Annotated in this window: 13 protein-coding genes and 1 rRNA gene; 4 read left to right on the top strand and 10 right to left on the bottom strand. The window is 68.4% G+C overall.

The annotated features are described in order from the left end of the window. Together ACTWQN_RS35265 and ACTWQN_RS35260 are read right to left on the bottom strand one after the other, a co-directional pair. A 16S ribosomal RNA gene (locus tag ACTWQN_RS35265) occupies positions 1–122 on the bottom strand; the annotation flags it as partial. Positions 123–506: 384 nt separating this feature from the next. Continuing rightward, positions 507–923: an HAD-IA family hydrolase gene (locus tag ACTWQN_RS35260; protein ID WP_443208003.1), complete on the bottom strand. Its 417-nt coding sequence runs from the start codon at positions 921–923 to the stop codon at positions 507–509. 103 nt (positions 924–1,026) lie between these two features. Between ACTWQN_RS35260 and ACTWQN_RS35255 the strand changes: the two genes are divergently transcribed. Then, a complete protein-coding gene (locus ACTWQN_RS35255; protein ID WP_443208002.1) occupies positions 1,027–1,383 on the top strand; it encodes an Rv3235 family protein in 357 nt (118 codons plus the stop codon). Here the strand turns inward: ACTWQN_RS35255 and secA are convergent, their stop codons facing one another. From secA to ACTWQN_RS35220, 7 genes are all read right to left on the bottom strand, one after another. After that, on the bottom strand, positions 1,384–4,242 hold the full coding sequence (gene secA / locus ACTWQN_RS35250; protein WP_443208001.1) for a preprotein translocase subunit SecA: 2,859 nt from the start codon (positions 4,240–4,242) through the stop codon (positions 1,384–1,386). It lies immediately after the preceding gene. 189 nt (positions 4,243–4,431) lie between these two features. Then, the gene (hpf, locus tag ACTWQN_RS35245; RefSeq protein WP_443208000.1) at positions 4,432–5,106 is read right to left on the bottom strand and encodes a ribosome hibernation-promoting factor, HPF/YfiA family; all 675 of its coding nucleotides are present in this window, start codon (positions 5,104–5,106) and stop codon (positions 4,432–4,434) included. A 419-nt stretch (positions 5,107–5,525) separates the two neighbouring features. Beyond that, a complete protein-coding gene (locus tag ACTWQN_RS35240) occupies positions 5,526–6,212 on the bottom strand; it encodes a ComF family protein (protein WP_443207999.1) in 687 nt (228 codons plus the stop codon). Between the two features lie 59 nt (positions 6,213–6,271). Next, positions 6,272–7,993, bottom strand: a complete 1,722-nt coding sequence (locus ACTWQN_RS35235) for an LpqB family beta-propeller domain-containing protein (RefSeq protein ID WP_443207998.1) — start codon at positions 7,991–7,993, stop codon at positions 6,272–6,274. Continuing rightward, positions 7,993–9,738, bottom strand: coding sequence for an MtrAB system histidine kinase MtrB (mtrB, locus tag ACTWQN_RS35230; RefSeq protein WP_443207997.1), 1,746 nt, complete (start codon positions 9,736–9,738; stop codon positions 7,993–7,995). Before mtrB ends, ACTWQN_RS35235 begins: the two co-directional genes overlap by 1 nt. 260 nt (positions 9,739–9,998) lie before the next feature. Further along, positions 9,999–10,676: an MtrAB system response regulator MtrA gene (gene mtrA / locus ACTWQN_RS35225; RefSeq protein ID WP_443207996.1), complete on the bottom strand. Its 678-nt coding sequence runs from the start codon at positions 10,674–10,676 to the stop codon at positions 9,999–10,001. Between the two features lie 213 nt (positions 10,677–10,889). Then, entirely contained in the window at positions 10,890–11,534 is a 645-nt protein-coding gene (locus ACTWQN_RS35220) for a dTMP kinase (protein WP_443207995.1), read from the bottom strand. 108 nt (positions 11,535–11,642) lie between these two features. Here ACTWQN_RS35220 and ACTWQN_RS35215 point away from each other — a divergent pair, with 108 nt between their 5' ends. Beyond that, positions 11,643–12,116, top strand: a complete 474-nt coding sequence (locus ACTWQN_RS35215) for an OsmC family protein (protein ID WP_443207994.1) — start codon at positions 11,643–11,645, stop codon at positions 12,114–12,116. Positions 12,117–12,214: 98 nt separating this feature from the next. On the opposite strand, the gene ahcY is transcribed toward ACTWQN_RS35215, so the two are convergent. Next, entirely contained in the window at positions 12,215–13,678 is a 1,464-nt protein-coding gene (ahcY, locus tag ACTWQN_RS35210; RefSeq protein ID WP_443207993.1) for an adenosylhomocysteinase, read from the bottom strand. Between the two features lie 430 nt (positions 13,679–14,108). Between ahcY and ACTWQN_RS35205 the strand changes: the two genes are divergently transcribed. Then, complete coding sequence (locus ACTWQN_RS35205; protein ID WP_443207992.1) at positions 14,109–16,772, top strand: alpha/beta hydrolase family protein; 2,664 nt, start codon at positions 14,109–14,111, stop codon at positions 16,770–16,772. Between the two features lie 156 nt (positions 16,773–16,928). Further along, positions 16,929–17,063: a hypothetical protein gene (locus tag ACTWQN_RS35200; RefSeq protein WP_443207991.1), complete on the top strand. Its 135-nt coding sequence runs from the start codon at positions 16,929–16,931 to the stop codon at positions 17,061–17,063. The last annotated feature ends 95 nt before the right edge of the window (positions 17,064–17,158 follow it).

The following is a 17,158-nucleotide window of genomic DNA, read 5'->3' as shown; positions in this document are numbered from 1 at the left end:
TACCCACGTGTTACTCACCCGTTCGCCACTCATCCACACCCGAAGATGCTTCAGCGTTCGACTTGCATGTGTTAAGCACGCCGCCAGCGTTCGTCCTGAGCCAGGATCAAACTCTCCAACAATGCATTATAAAACCAACAAAACGTTGGACAATCCCAGCACACCCACCCCACAGAGCGAGTGCTACTCAAAGAAACCACCAACCACACAAAACCTGCATGATCGGGGGCATACAAGAACACTAACCAAAACAGTCCACTGTTGAGTTCTCAAAGAACACACCCACACCATCACCCAACCCACCAGGATTGAAGCTCAGGGGAGCATTTCCCTCTATTCTTCCAAGTCCACCCAGCCTACCACCCACTCGTGGAAGCCCGGTTCGCAGACCCACGCCGCGCCCGGCCCGGCTATTTTCCCGGCCCGTGTCGCGCTGACCTGAATAAATCTACACACCCCCCAAACACCCCCACACACCACCCCCCACAAAACAACAAAACACCAGGTCAGATAGGCAATTCGAGGTCGAAGAGCGCGGCCAGCTCGGTGACCGTCGAAGCGACGTCGCGGTGGTGGATCCCGACCATCCCCGCCGCGATAGCACCGACCACATTCCGGCGGAGGTCGTCGACGAAGACGCACTGCCGCGGTTCCAGTCCCAACCGGCGGGCGGCCAACCGGTAGATACCGGCGTTCGGCTTCGCGACACCAACCGCGCCGGAGAGCACGACGACGTCGAACAGCTCCGTCACCCCCGGATCGGCGAGTGAGTCGGCGTTGGACACCAGTGCCGTGTTGATCCCGGATCGACGAGCGCATCGCACGACCTCGAACAGCGGCGGCACACCCGACGTCGAGCCACCGGGATCGTCGAGCACTCCGGCGTAGTCCAACAGCAGTCCCTTGAGATCCACGGGCTGCATTAGCTCACACGATCGGGGTGTTCCGGGGTCGAAGTTGACCGGAATACCCCGACAAGTTCCTCAGTAAGAGCGGGGACCAGTCGGCCGACCACCCGGAGGCGCCATGACCGCAGTGCTGCCGATCGAAACGCCCGTGGCCGAGGCCGTTGAGGAGTGCAGCGCCTCCGCGGTCGCCACCTTCGTCGGCGAGCAGGTCTTCGAGGTGCTGTGCGGGCGCAAGGCGCTGCACCTGGTTCGGGAGCACGTTTCCGGTCAAGTCGCCGGGCTGCTGCTGGCCACCCGGCTGCACGCCGCGCAAGGCCCGGACTACCAGCTGCGATCCGTCCATGCCTGCCCTGTCACCGAGTTCACGGTGGAGGCTTGCATGGTCCTCGGATCGCATGACCGGGTCCGGGCCCTGGTGCTGCGCGTCGAGCAGGACAACGGGCAATGGGTGTGCACCCTGTTGTCCCTGGTCTGATCAGCGCTTCTTGTTCTTCTTCGCCTCAGCTCGGGCAGCGGCCCGCCGCTCGCGCCGAGTGCCACTGCGCCCCTGCGGTCCGTTCGCGGCGTCGCTGGTGGTCTCCACCCCGCCGGTTTCGTTCGGTCCCGAGTAGCTCAGCCCCTGCTGCTGGGGCGAGTCGAGGCCCTTGCCGCGCAGGGCGGACGGGATTTCCTCGCCTTCGCCGCCGGGGGCGCTGCCGAGCTGGCTCAACGCCGGTCCTGCCGATGCCGGCCTGGAGCGCTTCGCCCTCGGTTGCGGTGTTTGGGGCACGTCCGGCGTCCCGCTGCTGACCTGGCTCACCGACACCGGCACCGCCGGCTCCTCCGGTGCTGGCTGCGGCTCGGCCGCTTCGACCTGGACCTTGAACAGGAATCCGACGGACTCCTCCCGGAGCGCCTCCAGCATCGCTCCGAACATGTCGAAGCCCTCGCGGCGGTACTCGATCAGCGGGTCGCGCTGCGCCATCGCGCGCAGCCCGATGCCCTCCTTCAGGTAGTCCATCTCGTAGAGGTGCTCGCGCCACTTCCGGTCCAGGACGCTGAGCACCACGCGGCGTTCCAGCTCCCGCATCGCTCCCGCGCCGACCTTGCCGTCGACGTCGGCCTCGCGCTTGGCGTAGGCGGCTCGCGCGTCGTCCAGGATCAGTTGCAGCAAGCGCTCCTTGGACAGGTCTTCCTCGTCCTCGACGAGCCCTTCCCACTTGATCGACACCGGGTACAGCGCGTTCAGCGCGTTCCAGAGCTTTTCGAAGTCCCAGTCCTCGGCATAGCCCTCGGCGGTCTCCGCGTTGACGTAGGCGGTCACCACGTCGGTGAGCATGTGCATGACCTGCGCGTGCAGGTCCTCACCGTCCAGCACCCGGTGCCGCTCGTCGTAGATGACCGTGCGCTGCTGGTTCATCACCTCGTCGTACTTGAGGACGTTCTTGCGGATCTCCATGTTCTGCTGCTCGACCTGGGTCTGCGCGCTGCGGATGGCGCGGCTGACCATCTTGTGCTCGATCGGCACGTCGTCGGGCACCTTGAGCCGGGTCATCACGGTCTCGACCATGGCCGCGTTGAAGCGCCGCATGAGTTCGTCGCCCAGGGACAGGTAGAACCGGGATTCGCCGGGGTCGCCCTGTCGTCCGGAGCGGCCGCGCAGCTGGTTGTCGATGCGGCGCGATTCGTGCCGCTCGGTGCCGAGCACGTACAGTCCGCCGATCTCGCGGATCTCATCGCCCTCGGCCTCGACCTGCGCCTTGATCTTCTCGACCACCGCGGGCCATTCGGCCTCGTACTCCTCGCGGTTTTCCACCGGGTCCAGGCCTCGGCTGCGCAGTTCGGCGTCGGCGAGGTGGTCGATGTTGCCGCCCAGCACGATGTCGGTACCGCGACCGGCCATGTTGGTGGCGACCGTGACCGCGCCCTTGCGACCGGCTTCGGCGATGATCGTGGCTTCCCGCGAGTGGTTCTTGGCGTTCAGCACGTTGTGCGCGATGCCCTTTTTGGTGAGCAGCTTCGACAGGTACTCGGAGCGCTCCACGCTGGTGGTGCCGACCAGCACCGGCTGGCCGGTGGCGAAGCGCTCCTCGATGTCCTCGGCGACCGCTTCGAACTTCGCCGGTTCGGTCTTGTACACCAGGTCGGGCTGGTCGACGCGGGCCATCGGCTCGTTGGTCGGGATCGGCACCACGCCGAGCTTGTAGGTGCCGTGGAACTCGGCCGCCTCGGTTTCGGCGGTACCGGTCATGCCAGCGAGCTTGTCGTAGAGCCGGAAGTAGTTCTGCAGCGTGATCGTGGCCAGCGTCTGGTTCTCGGCCTTGATCTCGACGCCTTCCTTGGCCTCGATCGCCTGGTGCATGCCCTCGTTGTAGCGGCGCCCGGCGAGGATGCGGCCGGTGAACTCGTCGACGATCAGCACTTCGCCGTCGCGGACGATGTAGTCCTTGTCGCGCTTGTAGAGCTCCTTGGCCTTCAACGCGTTGTTGAGATAGCCGACCAGCGGGGTGTTCGCCGCTTCGTAGAGGTTGTCGATGCCGAGCTGGTCCTCGATGACCGCGACGCCTTCTTCGGTGACGCCCACGGTGCGCTTGCGCTCGTCCACCTCGTAGTGCTCGTCGCGCTTGAGCATCGGGGAGAGCCGGGCGAATTCCTGGTACCAGCGCGAGGACTGGTCGGCCGGGCCGGAGATGATCAGCGGTGTCCGGGCCTCGTCGATCAGGATGGAGTCGACCTCGTCGACGACGGCGAAGTGGTGCCCGCGCTGCACGCAGTCGCCGAGGCTCCAGGCCATGTTGTCGCGAAGGTAGTCGAAGCCGAACTCGTTGTTCGTGCCGTAGGTGATGTCCGAGGCGTACGCCTTGCGTCGTTGGTCCGGCGTCATGTCGGCCAGGATCGCGCCGACTTCGAGGCCGAGGAAGCGGTGCACCCGGCCCATCCACTCGGCGTCGCGGCGGGCCAGGTAGTCGTTGACCGTGACCACGTGCACGCCTTCGCCGGTGATGGCGTTGAGGTAGGCGGGCAGCACGCAGGTCAGGGTCTTGCCCTCACCGGTCTTCATCTCGGCGATCTGACCGAGGTGCAGGGCGGCACCACCCATCAGCTGAACATCGAAGTGCCGTTGGCCGAGGGTACGTTTGGCGCCTTCGCGGGCCACCGCGAAGGCTTCCGGCAGCAGCTCGTCGAGCGATTCGCCATCTGAGTGGCGGCGTTTGAACTCGTCGGTTTTGCCCCGCAGCTCGGCGTCGGACAGCGCGACGACATCTCGTTCGAGCTCGTTGATGTGCGTTGCGATGGTGCGCAGACGCTTGAGCATCTTGCCCTCGCCGGCGCGGAGCAGTCGGGACAGGACCATCCGGTCGACCTCACTAGCTGATCGCGACGCGTCCGTCACGGACGCTTTGTGGTCATGGTATTAGAGCTGGTGGTGAGGACGTGTCCGCCGGTGCGGTCCGGCTGACGGACCCCCACGCACGCGGCTGTCCCCCGCGGACCACGGTACGCGGGGGACAGCCGTTCAGGTCGGTGTTGGCGCAGACTCGCCCTACCGCGCGTCGGCCAACCTGATAACTCCGTAGTCGAATCCCTTCCTCCGGTAGACCACGCAGGGCCTACCGCTGTCGGCGTCGGAGAACAGGTAGAAGTCGTGTCCGACCAGTTCCATCTGGTAGAGGGCCTGGTCAACTGTCATCGGCTCGGCCGAGTGCTCCTTCTCCCGGACGACCCGGCCTGGTTCGTACCCGTCTTCGGTGGCCATCCGTTGTTCGGGTACTTCGGCGGTGTAGTCGGCTTCCTGGGGCGCTTCGAGCAGCGCGGTGCGGCCTTCGGCCGCGGCGGTCCCCTGGCCCATCACCACGGGCCGGTCCGCCATCGCTGCGGTCGCCTCTGCCACGGAAGTCGGGTTGTGCTGTCCGTAGTGCACCTTTCTACGGTCGTGCATGCGCCGGAGTCTGCTCTCCAGCTTGGTCGTGGCGGCGTCGAGTGCGGCGTAGAAATCGCCTGCGCAGGCCTCGGCTCGCACCGGCGTGCCCTTGCCCATCAAAGTGATCTCGACTCGCTGGCAGTTCTTGGCCTGGCGCGGATTCCGCTCGTGGAACAGTTCCACATCCGCTCGAATGGCCTTCTTGTTGTACCGCTCAAGCCGGGTCAACTTCGCATTGACGTGCTCCCGGTAGTGCTCGGGAACTTCGACGTTGCGACCCTTGACGACGATATCCATTCACGACCTCCGTTCCTTGCGTGCTCCGTAGGCGAGGTGTGCACGGGCGCCGGGAAAAGGCCGATCAGCTCACTTCCGGCGCCAGGGACATGGGATTCGCTCCTTCCCTCCGCCTGGGATTGGCTGGATTGAGTGGCACGTTAGCTCGGTTTACCGATTTGTGACACCCCCCGAGTTGGGCGAAGTCAAGCGGCCACCGAGAGTGATTGGTGCCACCGTTCGAAGCAGGCTGGCCCTGGATGCGGGCTGTACCCGAGGCACCCCATCGGCTTCGTTTTTCACCCGTTCGGACCCATCGCGCGGTAGCTCCGCGCAAGGTCCGCGAAGCGCCGGATTCTGCCTGCTCACAACGGGAAAACGAGTGGCCGGCAGGTGAAGTTCCCGAGGCCGTTCGGGTAACGGCAATCCACTCGAATGCTTCAGCCCGCCGTTGCGGTCAGGCTGAGCACCGCCGCGACGCCGACACCGGCTGCTGCGAGCACCCGCACAGCGCTCGCGACCGTCGCCGCGGTGGTGATGACGTCGTCGATCAGCGCGACTTGCGCCCCCGGCGGGGGAAGACGACCTGTCCGGACGAGCACTCGCCCGGACAGGTTGCGTACTCGTTCGGCCGCATCCAGCCCCGTCGAATCCGCCGCGCCGCGCGCGGTCACCAGGCAGTCCGCGACGGCTGCCGGACAACCGGACGCGGCCAGTTCGGCGGCCGTCCGGTGCGCGATGCGGGTCATGTGCGCGCCGCCTCGACGCCGGGAGGCGATGGCCCGCGACGGCGCGGGCACCAGCCACCAGGCGTGGTCGAGCCGATGTTCGGCGCTGATCGCGCGCAGCCCGACCGCGAGGTGGCGGGCCAGTGGTCCGGCGAGGTAGCGGCGGCCGGACTCCTTGTAGGCGAGCACCGCGCGGCGGGCCGCGCCCCGATACCGGCCGAGTGCGTAGACCGGCAGACCCGGGTCGAGCAGCGGGCGTTCGACGTACCGAAGTCCGCCCAGCTCTCGCGAGCAGCCTCGGCACCAAGCCGTACCCGCTGCGTCGCAGCCAGCGCAGCGCAGTGGCAGCAGCAGGTCGATCAGACCGGAAAGCCCTTCACCGAGCCAGGTGGTGCGCATCGGCCGATCATGGCGCGGATCGGCATCCCGACTCACCGATGCGTGTCGTCCACCAGCCGCTATCCGGGGAAGAACGGGATGGAGCCGCCGCCGATCGGGACTTCCAGGAGCGACCAGACGTCGTCGGTGTCGCGCGACTCCCACAGCCCGCTTCGATCGGCGACGACAACGCGGGCTCCGGAGGCGACCGTGACCGCGGTCAGCGGCTGACCGAGGTTCGCCGCGGTGTACGGGGCCCAGCGGAAGCCGTCGACCGACACCTCGTAGACCGGTGTGCTGTTGCTGTCGGTGATGGCCACCAGCGAGTCGTTCTCCCGCCATTCGACACCGGTGATCCGCACCCCCTGCGGGGACGGCAGCGTGATGGCTTGCTGCAGCACGACCCGGCCGTCCTGGTCGGACACCCCGGCGACCACGATCTGCCCGTCGATCACCGCCGCGACCCGGGTGCCGTCGCGGGACAACCGCAGATCGGTGATCGACCGGCCGCCGGTGAGCTGCCTGGCGTCGACCGACTGCGGCGTCCAGCTCTCGCCGCCGTCCAGGGCCCGGACCACGTCGCGACCGTCCACGACGGTCCACACCTCGGATTCCCCGCGCCAGGTCGGTTTGCTCATGTAAGCGCCGGCCGTCGTCAGCTCCGGCAGCGGTGCGCCGAAGCGACCGACCCGCAGCACGACGCCGCCGGGGCGTCGGGTGACCGCCGCGATCAGGCTGCCGTCAGCCGACTGACCAGCCCGGACCACGTCGTACTCGCCGGAACCGGCCGGACCGGGGATCGGCTGCGCGGCCCGGTCCAGGGTCACCAGCCGCTCGTCCACCACGGCCAGTCCGGGCAGGTCTGGGCGGGGGACGTTGTCGGACTCGTACGTCGCGAGGTCGGTGGGCCGCAGGTCCTGCGCATCCGGCAGCAGCGACAGGCCCTCCTCCTTCAGCCGCACCCGCGCGTTGCTGACGGTCTGCAGCGTGAACACGACCTGGGCGGCGATCAGGCGCCGGTTTTCGCGTGGCACGTCACCGAGATCGGTGAGGTTGACCTCTAGCGCACCGTCCCTGGCTTCGCTGGTGTTCGTCTTGGGGTGCACACCAGGCGGGATCGCGGTGTGCACCGCCGACCGCAGGCCGTCCGACGGGCCGCTGGTCAGCAGATCGATGACCCGCCTCGGCAGGGTGCTCGCCGGTTGCGACACCACGTAGCGCAGATCCGGGACTACCCCGGTCGAATCGTGGTTCAGGAAGTAGATCGGCACCGGGCGGTAGACGGTGCTGAACGAGCCCATGCTGGCGACGAGCTCGGGCGGCGGGGTGGCGATGCGCCACTGCGCGTCCGCCTGGCGCTCCACCCGCACCTGGGTCTGGTACTCGCCGACTTCCGGTACGAACGACGAGTCAGGCAGCAGCCGTCCGACCTTGTCGGCCTGCAGCGTCACCATCTGCACGCCGTCGGGCAGCGGCATCGGCTGCGGTGCCGGGATGGTGTCGACGTTGTCCACGATCAACAAGCCCGGCACCGGGCTCCAGCTGCGGTGCGCAGCGGCGGTGAGGTGCAGTCGCGCGGCCTCGTGGTTGCTTTCCGGGGCGGCGGCCAAGTTGACGAAGCTGCGCACCAGGGCGAGCGGATCGGCGCCGTCCGGCGGCGGGGTCACCGGTGTGGTCGTGTTGCTCTCGTCGACTTCCTTCACGGCTTTCGGGTTCGAGCTCTGCGGGATAGACGCACATCCCGACAAGGCGAGCAGCAGGACCACGAGCGCCGCCAGCCGGCGGGTGAAGCGCACGCCCATCAGTTGCCCTCCCAGGTCTCCTCGGACAACCGCGCCGGTCCCTGGTCGCGGATCTCCGGCTCGCCGGTCTCACCGTCCTGCGGCGGATCGAATCCGGCGGCCAGCAGCGCCTCCGGTGCGGCGATGCGCCGCGTGCCCGGCATCGGCAGCGGGCTGCTGTCGTACGCCTCGCCCGGCCGTCGGGGCAGGGTGACGCGGAAGCACGAACCTTCGCCGGGTTCGCCCCACGCGTCAAGCGTGCCGCCGTGCAACCGGGCGTCCTCCTGGCTGATCGACAGTCCGAGGCCGGTGCCGCCGGTGCGCCGGTTGCGCGACGGGTCTGCCCGCCAGAACCGGGTGAACACCAGCTCGGCTTCGCCGGCGCGCAGGCCGACACCGTAGTCCCGCACCGTGATCGCGGTCGCTTGTTCGTTGCTGCCGAGGCGGATTTCCACCGGTCCGCCTTCGGCGTGGTCGATCGCGTTGGCCAGCAGGTTGCGCATGATCCGCTCCACCCGGCGGGCGTCGGCGACGATGGTGAGCTCCGAGTCCGCGGTGGTCGGCGCGATCATCCGCAGCTCCACGCCGCTGGTGTCGGCGATCGCGCGCAGCGACTCCACCGAGCGGTCCACGATCTCGGTGAGGTCCAACTGCTCGGCGGCCAGGTCGGCGACTCCGGCGTCCAGGCGGGAGATCTCCAGCAGGTCGGCCAGCAGCAGTTCGAACCGGTCGAGCTCGTCCACCAGCAGCTCGGTCGACCGGGACAGGCCGGGCGGGAACTCCTCGCGGGACGCGTGCAGCACATCTGCGGCCATCCGCACCGTGGTCAGCGGGGTGCGCAGCTCGTGGGAGACGTCGGAGGTGAACCGGCGTTGCAGCTGCCCGAACTCCTCCAGCTGCGTGATCTGCTGCTTGAGGCTGTCGGCCATCTCGTTGAACGACTCGGCGAGCCGGGCCACGTCGTCCTCGCCGATCACCCGCATCCGCTTGTCGAGGTCGCCTTCGGCGAGCTCCTCGGCGATCTGCGCGGCCTGCCGCACCGGGCGAACCACCTGGCGGGTCACCAGGTTCGTGATGGCACCGACCATCACCAGCAGGACGGCGCCGCCGAGCAGCAACGTCTGCTGCACGACGACGAGGGTGCGTTGCTCGGCGGTCAGCGGGAACAGCAGGTAGGCCTGCAACGGCCGGGTGGCGGTGCTCACCGGGGTTCCCACGGCCAGCATGGTGACCGGGCCGTTGTCCTTCTCCACGGTGGTGATCATGGTGGCCAGCTGGCCGCGTTCGACGAACTGGCGGAGGCCCTGCGGCACATCACCGATCGGTCCCGCCGCCGGTTGCTGCCGCTGGTCGACCGGCGCGTGCCCGTCTACCAGCACGGGTTCGAAAGCCCCGGCCACCGTCTCGGTGGTGGACTGCCCCGAGGAGGTGGTCGTCAGCCGGTTCAGCGCAGCCTGCAGCTGTTCGGAGACGTTGTCCGAGTTCGGGTCGACCGCCGTCAGCTCGCGTTCCAGGATCGGCTGGCTGTACTCGGCCTGCGCGATCGCGGCGTTCTCCTTGGCGGCCACCAACTGCGAGGTGATCTGCCACTGCAGCACCATGCCCAGCACGAAGATCACGGCCAACGACAGGGCGAGCGTGCTCACCACGACGCGCAGTTGCATCGAGCGCCGCCACAGCGCCTCGAAGCGGTGCCACCGGTCTTGGAGCTCCTCGCGGACACGACTGATCGACCGCCGCACCACGCGGCCTCGACGTGTCAACACGCTCACTGCAACCGTCCCTCGGCCCCTGCCGCGACTACGACCGACTAGCAACTGTGTCAAAGGCCAGGTCGACGGCTTGCACCGACCACCTGTTGTCGTCAGGCGTCGAACGCGTGGGGCGACCGCGCTGGACGTCGACCGCGCAGCGCCGGACACGCGGTCGTTTCCGGACATCTCACCGCGTGGCGGCGGGCCCGCAGCCCACGCCACCCGCGAGTGGCGCCTGTCCCGCGAACAGGCGCTCCGGTTTTCTCACCGCATCACGGCGGGCCGGCTTTGTAACCGACGCCGCGGACCGTGAGCACCACCTCGGGGCGCTCCGGGTCGCGCTCCACTTTCGACCGCAGGCGCTGGACATGCACATTGACCAGTCGGGTGTCGGCGGCGTGCCGGTAACCCCACACCTGCTCCAGCAGGACCTCGCGGGTGAACACCTGGCGCGGTTTGCGGGCCAGCGCCACCAGCAGGTCGAACTCCAGCGGGGTCAACGCGATCGGCTGGCTGTCGCGGGTGACCTCGTGGCCCGGCACGTCGATGGTCACATCGCCGATGGTGAGCACCTCTGCGGGCTCCGCATCGGTGCGCCGCAGGCGGGCACGCAGGCGGGCGACCAGCTCCTTCGGTTTGAAGGGTTTGACGATGTAGTCGTCGGCGCCGGATTCCAGACCCAGCACGACGTCGACCGTGTCGCTCTTCGCCGTCAACATCACGATCGGCACGACGGACTCGGTGCGAATGGCCTTGCAGACGTCGATGCCGTTCATGCCCGGCAGCATCAAGTCCAGCAGGACCAAATCGGGTTTGAGCTCCCGCAGGGCAGGCATCGCCTTGGTGCCGTCGCTCACGACGGCGGTCTCGAACCCCTCTCCTCGGAGCACGATGGTCAGCATTTCGGCCAGGGCCGGATCATCGTCCACCACGAGCACGCGTGCCTTCATGGCCAATATGGTTGCACTTGTCACTCCGCTGCTGTGCATCCACCCGCTGATCGTCACCGCAGGTCGCGACATGGCGACCGGATCGGCCCAACTGGTACCGCCGAATGGAGCAGGTCGAGCGGAAATCGGGGACGGCGGAATCGAATGTGGCGGCGCTGGCGACGCGGGTTGTGCCGCACCGCGATTCCGGCGGGCGGTGTGCACTTCGGACGGTTATGCCAGGACGTGCTTGTCGACGAGGGTGGTGAAGTCGACCTCGGCGGCGCCGTCCACCACGATCCAGGGTGACCACCAGTGCTGCGCTGCGAGCTCTGCGTACACCTCGCCGCAGCGCTGCTGCAACGCGGCATCGGATTCGAAGTTGTCCCGTTGCCGGTCCACTTCGGTCCGTTCGCGGCGCTCGGCTCGGCGGGCCGCCACCTCCGTCGACACCTGCAGCAGGATCTGCAGGTCTGGTTTCGGCAGCGCGAAGCGGGCCACCTCCAGCTCGTGGACCCAGGCGACGAAGTCGCCGTGGCTGTCCTGGTGGAGTCGAGCGGCGCCGTAGGCGGCGTTCGAGGCGACATAGCGGTCGAGGAGGACGACGTCGTGGGTGCGGAGGTCGGCGCGCAGCGAGGCCGCTGCGGCGCGGCGGTCCAACGCGTAGAGGACGGCCATGCCGTGCACGGACTCGCCGAGGTCGCCGTGCTGGCCGCGCAGTGCCTCGGCGATCAGTTCGGCGTGGACGTCGTCGGTGTAGCGCGGGAACGCCGCGCGTGCCACGCGGCAGCCGCGCCCGGTCAGTTCTGCCGCGATCCCGTTGGCGAGCGTGCGCTTGCCCGCGCCGTCCAGGCCCTCGATGACGATTAGTCGACCCACGCCAACGACGGTAGTCCAGCGCGCCCGCCGCTGGACGGCATCCCCTGATCTGACCCCTGGTGGGCGAATTCCCTTTTCCCACAGGTCGTTCCGCTGTATACAACGAGTATGCCCAAAGCACACACCTATCGGACGACGGTGACCTGGACCGGCAACACCAGCGACGGCACCGCTTCGTACCGCGGCTACAGCCGCGAACACGTCGTGGACATCGAAGGCAAACCACGGCTGACGGCGTCAGCCGATCCCGCCTTCCGCGGCGACCCCGCGCTGGTCAATCCGGAAGACCTGCTGGTCACCGCGCTGTCGGAATGCCACATGCTCACCTACCTGGCGCTGTGCAGCACCTCCGGTGTCATCGTCGCCGCCTACCGCGACGAGGCGAGCGGGGTCATGGTGGAGAACGCCGACAGGGGCGGGCATTTCACCGAGGTGGTGCTCCGCCCGAAGGTCACCATCACCGACGCGGCGATGCTGCCGACCGCCGAGAAGCTGCACGAACAGGCGCATCGCGAGTGCTTCATCGCGAACTCGGTGAACTTCCCGGTCCGCCACGAACCGGAGATCAGCATCGGGAGCTGACCTCGGCGCCCCGAAGCGGCACAGCGCACGAGGCGAGCAGCGGTCTGACGCGACGGTGGTCGCCGCGCGGCCACCATCCGCCGAAGGCCAGCGAGGCCCTAGTACCGGTAGTGCTCCGGCTTGTACGGGCCTTCCACGTCGACGTCGATGTATTCGGCCTGGTCCTTGGTGAGTTTCGTCAGCTCGCCACCGAGCGCTTGCACGTGGATGCGGGCGACCTTCTCGTCGAGGATCTTGGGCAGCCGGTAGACCTCGTTGTCGTACTCCTGGTGCTTGGTGAACAGCTCGATCTGGGCGATCGTCTGGTTGGAGAACGAGGTGGACATCACGAAGCTCGGGTGACCGGTGGCGTTGCCCAGGTTGAGCAACCGGCCCTCGGACAGCACGATGATCGACCTGCCGTTGCCGAACACCCACTCGTCGACCTGCGGTTTGATCTGCACCCGGCGCGTGTCGGAGGCGCGCTGCAGACCGGCCATGTCGATCTCGTTGTCGAAGTGGCCGACGTTGCCGAGGATCGCCTGGTGCTTCATCCGCCGCATGTGGTCAACGGTGACGATGTCCTTGTTGCCGGTCGTGGTGATCACGATGTCGGCCTGCTCGATGACGCTGTCCAGCCGAGCCACCTGGTAGCCGTCGAGCATCGCTTGCAGCGCGTTGATCGGGTCGATCTCGGTGATGATCACGCGGGCCCGCTGGCCGCGCAGCGACTCGGCCGAACCCTTGCCGACGTCGCCGTAGCCGCACACCACCGCCACCTTGCCGCCGACCAGCACATCGGTGCCCCGGTTGATGCCGTCGATCAGCGAATGCCGGATGCCGTACTTGTTGTCGAACTTCGACTTGGTCACCGAATCGTTGACGTTGATCGCCGGGAACAGCAGCTCGCCCTGCGCGGCCAACTGGTAGAGGCGGTTGACACCGGTGGTGGTTTCCTCGGTAACGCCCCGGATGCTCGACGCGGCCCGCGTCCACTTGGTGGAGTCGGCGGCCAACGACGCGCGCAGCCGGTCCAGGAACACCTTGAACTCGTCCGGGTCGTCGTCGGCCGGATTCGGCACCACACCGGCCTTTTCGTACTGCACCCCCTTGTGCACCAGCAGGGTCGCGTCGCCACCGTCGTCCAGGATCATGTTCGGCTGCTGGTCACCGGGCCAGGTGAGCATCTGCTCGGTGCACCACCAGTACTCCTCCAGCGTCTCGCCCTTCCACGCGAACACCGGGACGCCCTTGGGCTCCTCGGTACTGCCGTAGGGGCCGACGACCACCGCGGCGGCCGCCGCGTCGTCGGTGGAGAAGATGTTGCAGGAGGCCCAGCGCACCTCGGCGCCCAGCGACACCAGGGTCTCGATCAGCACCGCGGTCTGCACCGTCATGTGCAGCGAACCGGAGATGCGCGCGCCCCTGAGCGGGTACACCTCGGCGTACTCCCGCCGCAGCGCCATCAGACCGGGCATCTCGTGCTCGGCCAACCGGACCTGGTTCCGGCCGTCGGCGGCCAGCGCCAAGTCCGCGACGGCGAACTCAACACCATTGCGAGTCTGCAGCTTCTCGGCACTCATCTATCGGACTCCTCGGGAAGGCGCGGCCCGGGTCGAGGCCCGGATTCGGCAGCCGATTCCGCGCCGAGCCTACCGCCAGCCTGCGGATGATCGCGGTCCGCGAGATCGCCGGAGGACGCGCACCGCACCGGTCCGACGCACCCGACCGCGTTTCGACGGCAGGCCAGCGGTGGAGCCGTCACCGCACGCACGGGCCGCCCAGGGGTGGGCAGACCTGCACCGGAGATCCGCTGCGCGGCGACGACAGCAGCTCCCGCGGGCAGCCGCCAGCCGCGCCGCCTCCCAAAATGGGCAGGGGAACCTGCCGGGAATTCGGGACATGGGATACCTCGGGCGATCACAATCGGAGGGACAGCGCTCGCCAGATGCCGATCTCCGGTGGAGAATCGCCACCGGCGTTCGACGATCAACAACCGCTCTGGAGGATCCAGTGCAAGTACCCGGGCCCGACACCCGCGTCGTCGAGCTGCGGGTACACGGCGTCCTCGGCGCCACAGGCGACGAACTGACCGATTCGGTGGCTTCGGTGGACGTCGCCGGTGACGGCATCGGGCGCATCATGCGCCCAGCCGACCGGCTGCGCCGTCCGGTGCCGGGGCCGATGCTGTCGACCGGTGACCGTTCGGTGCCCCGGATCGTCGAAGGCTACGTCTGGGGTGGCATGACCTCCGGCGGCCTCGCGAAGGCGACCTGGGCCCTGCTGTTCCCGTTCGCGCTGGCCAACATGGCGCACTGGATGCTGCCACCGGCCCGACCCGGCAATCCGCTCAGCCACGTGCTTTCGTCCGTGCTGCGCGCACTGCTGCGACTTTCCGCCCTGCTGCTGACGATGCTGTTCGTCGCGCAACTGACCGTGGTCAGCTTGGATCTGCTGGCCGCGCAGTGCCTGCAGCCGGGGGCGACCTGCATGGCTTTCGTCCCGGATGCGGTCCGCGGCATCGACATCCTGCGCTCGTCGGCGGCGCTGCTGCCCATCGCGCTCGTGATCCTCCTGATGCATCATCTGTCCACTGTGTCCTGGCAGGTCTCCGCGCCGAAGACCGAGAAACCGCAGCACTCTGCCCGTGCGCCGATGTTGCCCGGGGCGAACGTCGTCTCCGACCCGGACACGCCGGCACTGCGCGCCCTGCACGTCATCGCCGCACTGTCCACTGTGGTACTTCTCGTGCTCGGCGGACCGTTCGCGGTCACCGCAGATCCGCGCTGGCTGGCCGCCGCGCTTCTGCTCGGCATCGCGCTGGTCGGCACCGCCGCGCTCGACGACCCGGCCGGATTGCGCCCCAGCGGCAAGGAAAGGGCGCTGCGGACCGCGCTCGGTCGTACGCCGCGGCGCGTGCTGATGGCGGCAGCCTCGGTACTGCTGTGCTCGGTCGCGTTGCTCCCCGGGCCGCTGGCCGGACCGCTGCCAGGTTCGGGCACCACGATCGACGCGATCACCGGTGCGCTGGTGATCACGTGCGTCGCGGTGGCCATCCTGCTCGCGCCTGCCGCGCTGATCGCGCGCCCCGATTGGAAGGCATGTCCGCGTCGGCTCCGGCCGTGGGCAGGCGGTTGGATGACCGCCCCGGTGCTGATGGTCGCCTGCATGCTCGGCAACGGGTTCGGCGCCGGGCTGGGGCTCAGCGTGCGCCAAGCGCTGGGCGTCCAGCAGGGACCGGGCGACCCGGAACTGCGGCTGCCCGCCGCGTACGACGACGTGACGATCTTCTGGGGCACGACCGCCGTGCTGCTGCTGGCGGCCGCGATCGTCGGAATCCCGTGGATGTTGTTCAAGCGGTGGCGGGCGGAACGCACCGACGACGACAACACGATCCCGGACGAGGTCGCCCTGCTGCACGCTGGCCGAAGGCAGGACCAGCGCGCCGCGGCCAACGCCTGGAAGTGGGCGGACCTGCAACGTCGTTATTCACATCACGTCCTCCTCGTGATCGCCGGGGTGCTGACGGTCAGCACCGCGTTGACCCTGGCGGCCCGGTTGGTCGGACTGCCGCGCTGGGCGTGGTCGGACTGGCTGGTCGGCGTCGGGGTCGCGGCGCTGGCGACGCTCGCCATCGGACTGCTGCGGATGGTGTACCTGGCAGCCACCAAGCGCGATACCGCGCGATACCTCGGAGTGCTCTGCGATCTGGCGCTGTTCTGGCCCCGCGAGGCGCATCCCGTGGTGCCGCCGTGCTACGCGCTGAAGGTGATCCCCGAACTCGCCGACCGCGCCACCGAACACCTCGCCGACCCGAACACCCGAGTCGTGCTCGTCGGGCACAGCCAGGGCAGCCTGCTCGCGGCCGTCGCCACCGCTCGGCTGCTGGAGTCGCTGCCCGAGGCCGACCGCGAGCGGGTCGGCTTGGTGACCGCGGGCTCCCAGCTCCAGTGGGCATACCCGCGGGCGTTTCCCGGCGTGGTTCCGCACGCCGCGCTGCGCGATCTCGCCGGGGCGCTGGGAGGTCGTTGGCGCTCGCTGTGCCGGGGCACCGACCCGATCGGCGGTGCGGTGACCACCTGGAACCGGCAGGTGTACGACGGCATGCTGATCGGGGTCGGGCTCCGGGCGGATGGCACCGAGGGACCGCTGCCCGCCGCCACCCGCGGCCCGACCGGCGCGCTGGTCCTCGGTGGCGATCACTGGCTGCCGGACCCGCAGCGCGGACCGTTCTCGTGCCGCCGCTGGGTTCCTGGTGTGCTCGGGCACACCGACTACGCCGGCGACCCGGAATGGGACCGCGCCGTCGCGATGGCCGCTGGCCTGGAGACCCCGGTCCGCGGTGCGGCGCTGCCACTGCGGCCGCAGACCCCGACACCGGCTCAGGCGCCGACCGCGCCGAGCACCTCGAAGCCGCACCTGCCCGCGCAGGGCGGCGACGGCGGGTCCCTCACCGAGACCGCCGAGGAATGGTCGCACCGCCCGGCGGAGTCCGAGCAGCCCGAAACCGCTCGGATCGCCAAGACCGGCGAACGGAAGCGGACCGCCGCAGCGGCACAACGACGGCAGGAAGCCAAACCACGCCCGGAGCCCTCGGTATTACCGGAAATCACCGAACCCCGAGGGCGCACCGCCCCGTGGGAACGCGGGACGTCGCTGCGCGCGTCCGAACGCTGAGCAACCGCGAACGCCCGCGAACGACCAACCCGCGCAGCCGTCACCCGCGCGTCGACTTCCCACGACGGCACGACGTTCCGCAGGCCACGTACTGGCTCGCCGACGTCCACCCGGCATGCGGTCGGTGGCGGTGCACCTGAGTGCTCCCGATCGTCCATGCACAGCAGCGCTACCTTCCCGAGTCCGAACACTCTGCTGTCCAAAACCCTGTCCAAAACCCTGCTGTCCAACGCTCTGTTGGCGAGCACCGTGCTGTCGAACACCCTGCTGTGCTGGTACGCGGCGGGCTGACTGTTCCTGGTTTCAGCTGTTTTCGATGTCATGCTCACCATGATCCGGACGCGAGCACCGCGAGTCATCACTCAGCCAGGTGAACATCTGTTCGA

The sequence above is a fragment of the Saccharopolyspora antiqui genome, from assembly GCF_052246905.1.
GTDB lineage: Bacteria > Actinomycetota > Actinomycetes > Mycobacteriales > Pseudonocardiaceae > Saccharopolyspora.
The sequence above is the reverse complement of the archived record's forward strand: the minus strand, read 5'-3'. Positions and strand labels throughout refer to the sequence as shown.

Coding starts and splice junctions, on each gene's coding strand:
- ACTWQN_RS35255 (WP_443208002.1), top strand. CDS start 1,027: ATGACCGCAGTGCTGCCGATCGAAACGCCCGTGGCCGAGGCCGTTGAG.
- ACTWQN_RS35215 (WP_443207994.1), top strand. CDS start 11,643: ATGCCCAAAGCACACACCTATCGGACGACGGTGACCTGGACCGGCAAC.
- ACTWQN_RS35200 (WP_443207991.1), top strand. CDS start 16,929: ATGCACAGCAGCGCTACCTTCCCGAGTCCGAACACTCTGCTGTCCAAA.
- secA (WP_443208001.1), bottom strand. CDS start 4,242: ATGGTCCTGTCCCGACTGCTCCGCGCCGGCGAGGGCAAGATGCTCAAG.
- ACTWQN_RS35235 (WP_443207998.1), bottom strand. CDS start 7,993: ATGGGCGTGCGCTTCACCCGCCGGCTGGCGGCGCTCGTGGTCCTGCTG.
- mtrA (WP_443207996.1), bottom strand. CDS start 10,676: ATGAAGGCACGCGTGCTCGTGGTGGACGATGATCCGGCCCTGGCCGAA.
- hpf (WP_443208000.1), bottom strand. CDS start 5,106: ATGGATATCGTCGTCAAGGGTCGCAACGTCGAAGTTCCCGAGCACTAC.
- ahcY (WP_443207993.1), bottom strand. CDS start 13,678: ATGAGTGCCGAGAAGCTGCAGACTCGCAATGGTGTTGAGTTCGCCGTC.
- ACTWQN_RS35240 (WP_443207999.1), bottom strand. CDS start 6,212: ATGCGCACCACCTGGCTCGGTGAAGGGCTTTCCGGTCTGATCGACCTG.
- ACTWQN_RS35260 (WP_443208003.1), bottom strand. CDS start 923: ATGCAGCCCGTGGATCTCAAGGGACTGCTGTTGGACTACGCCGGAGTG.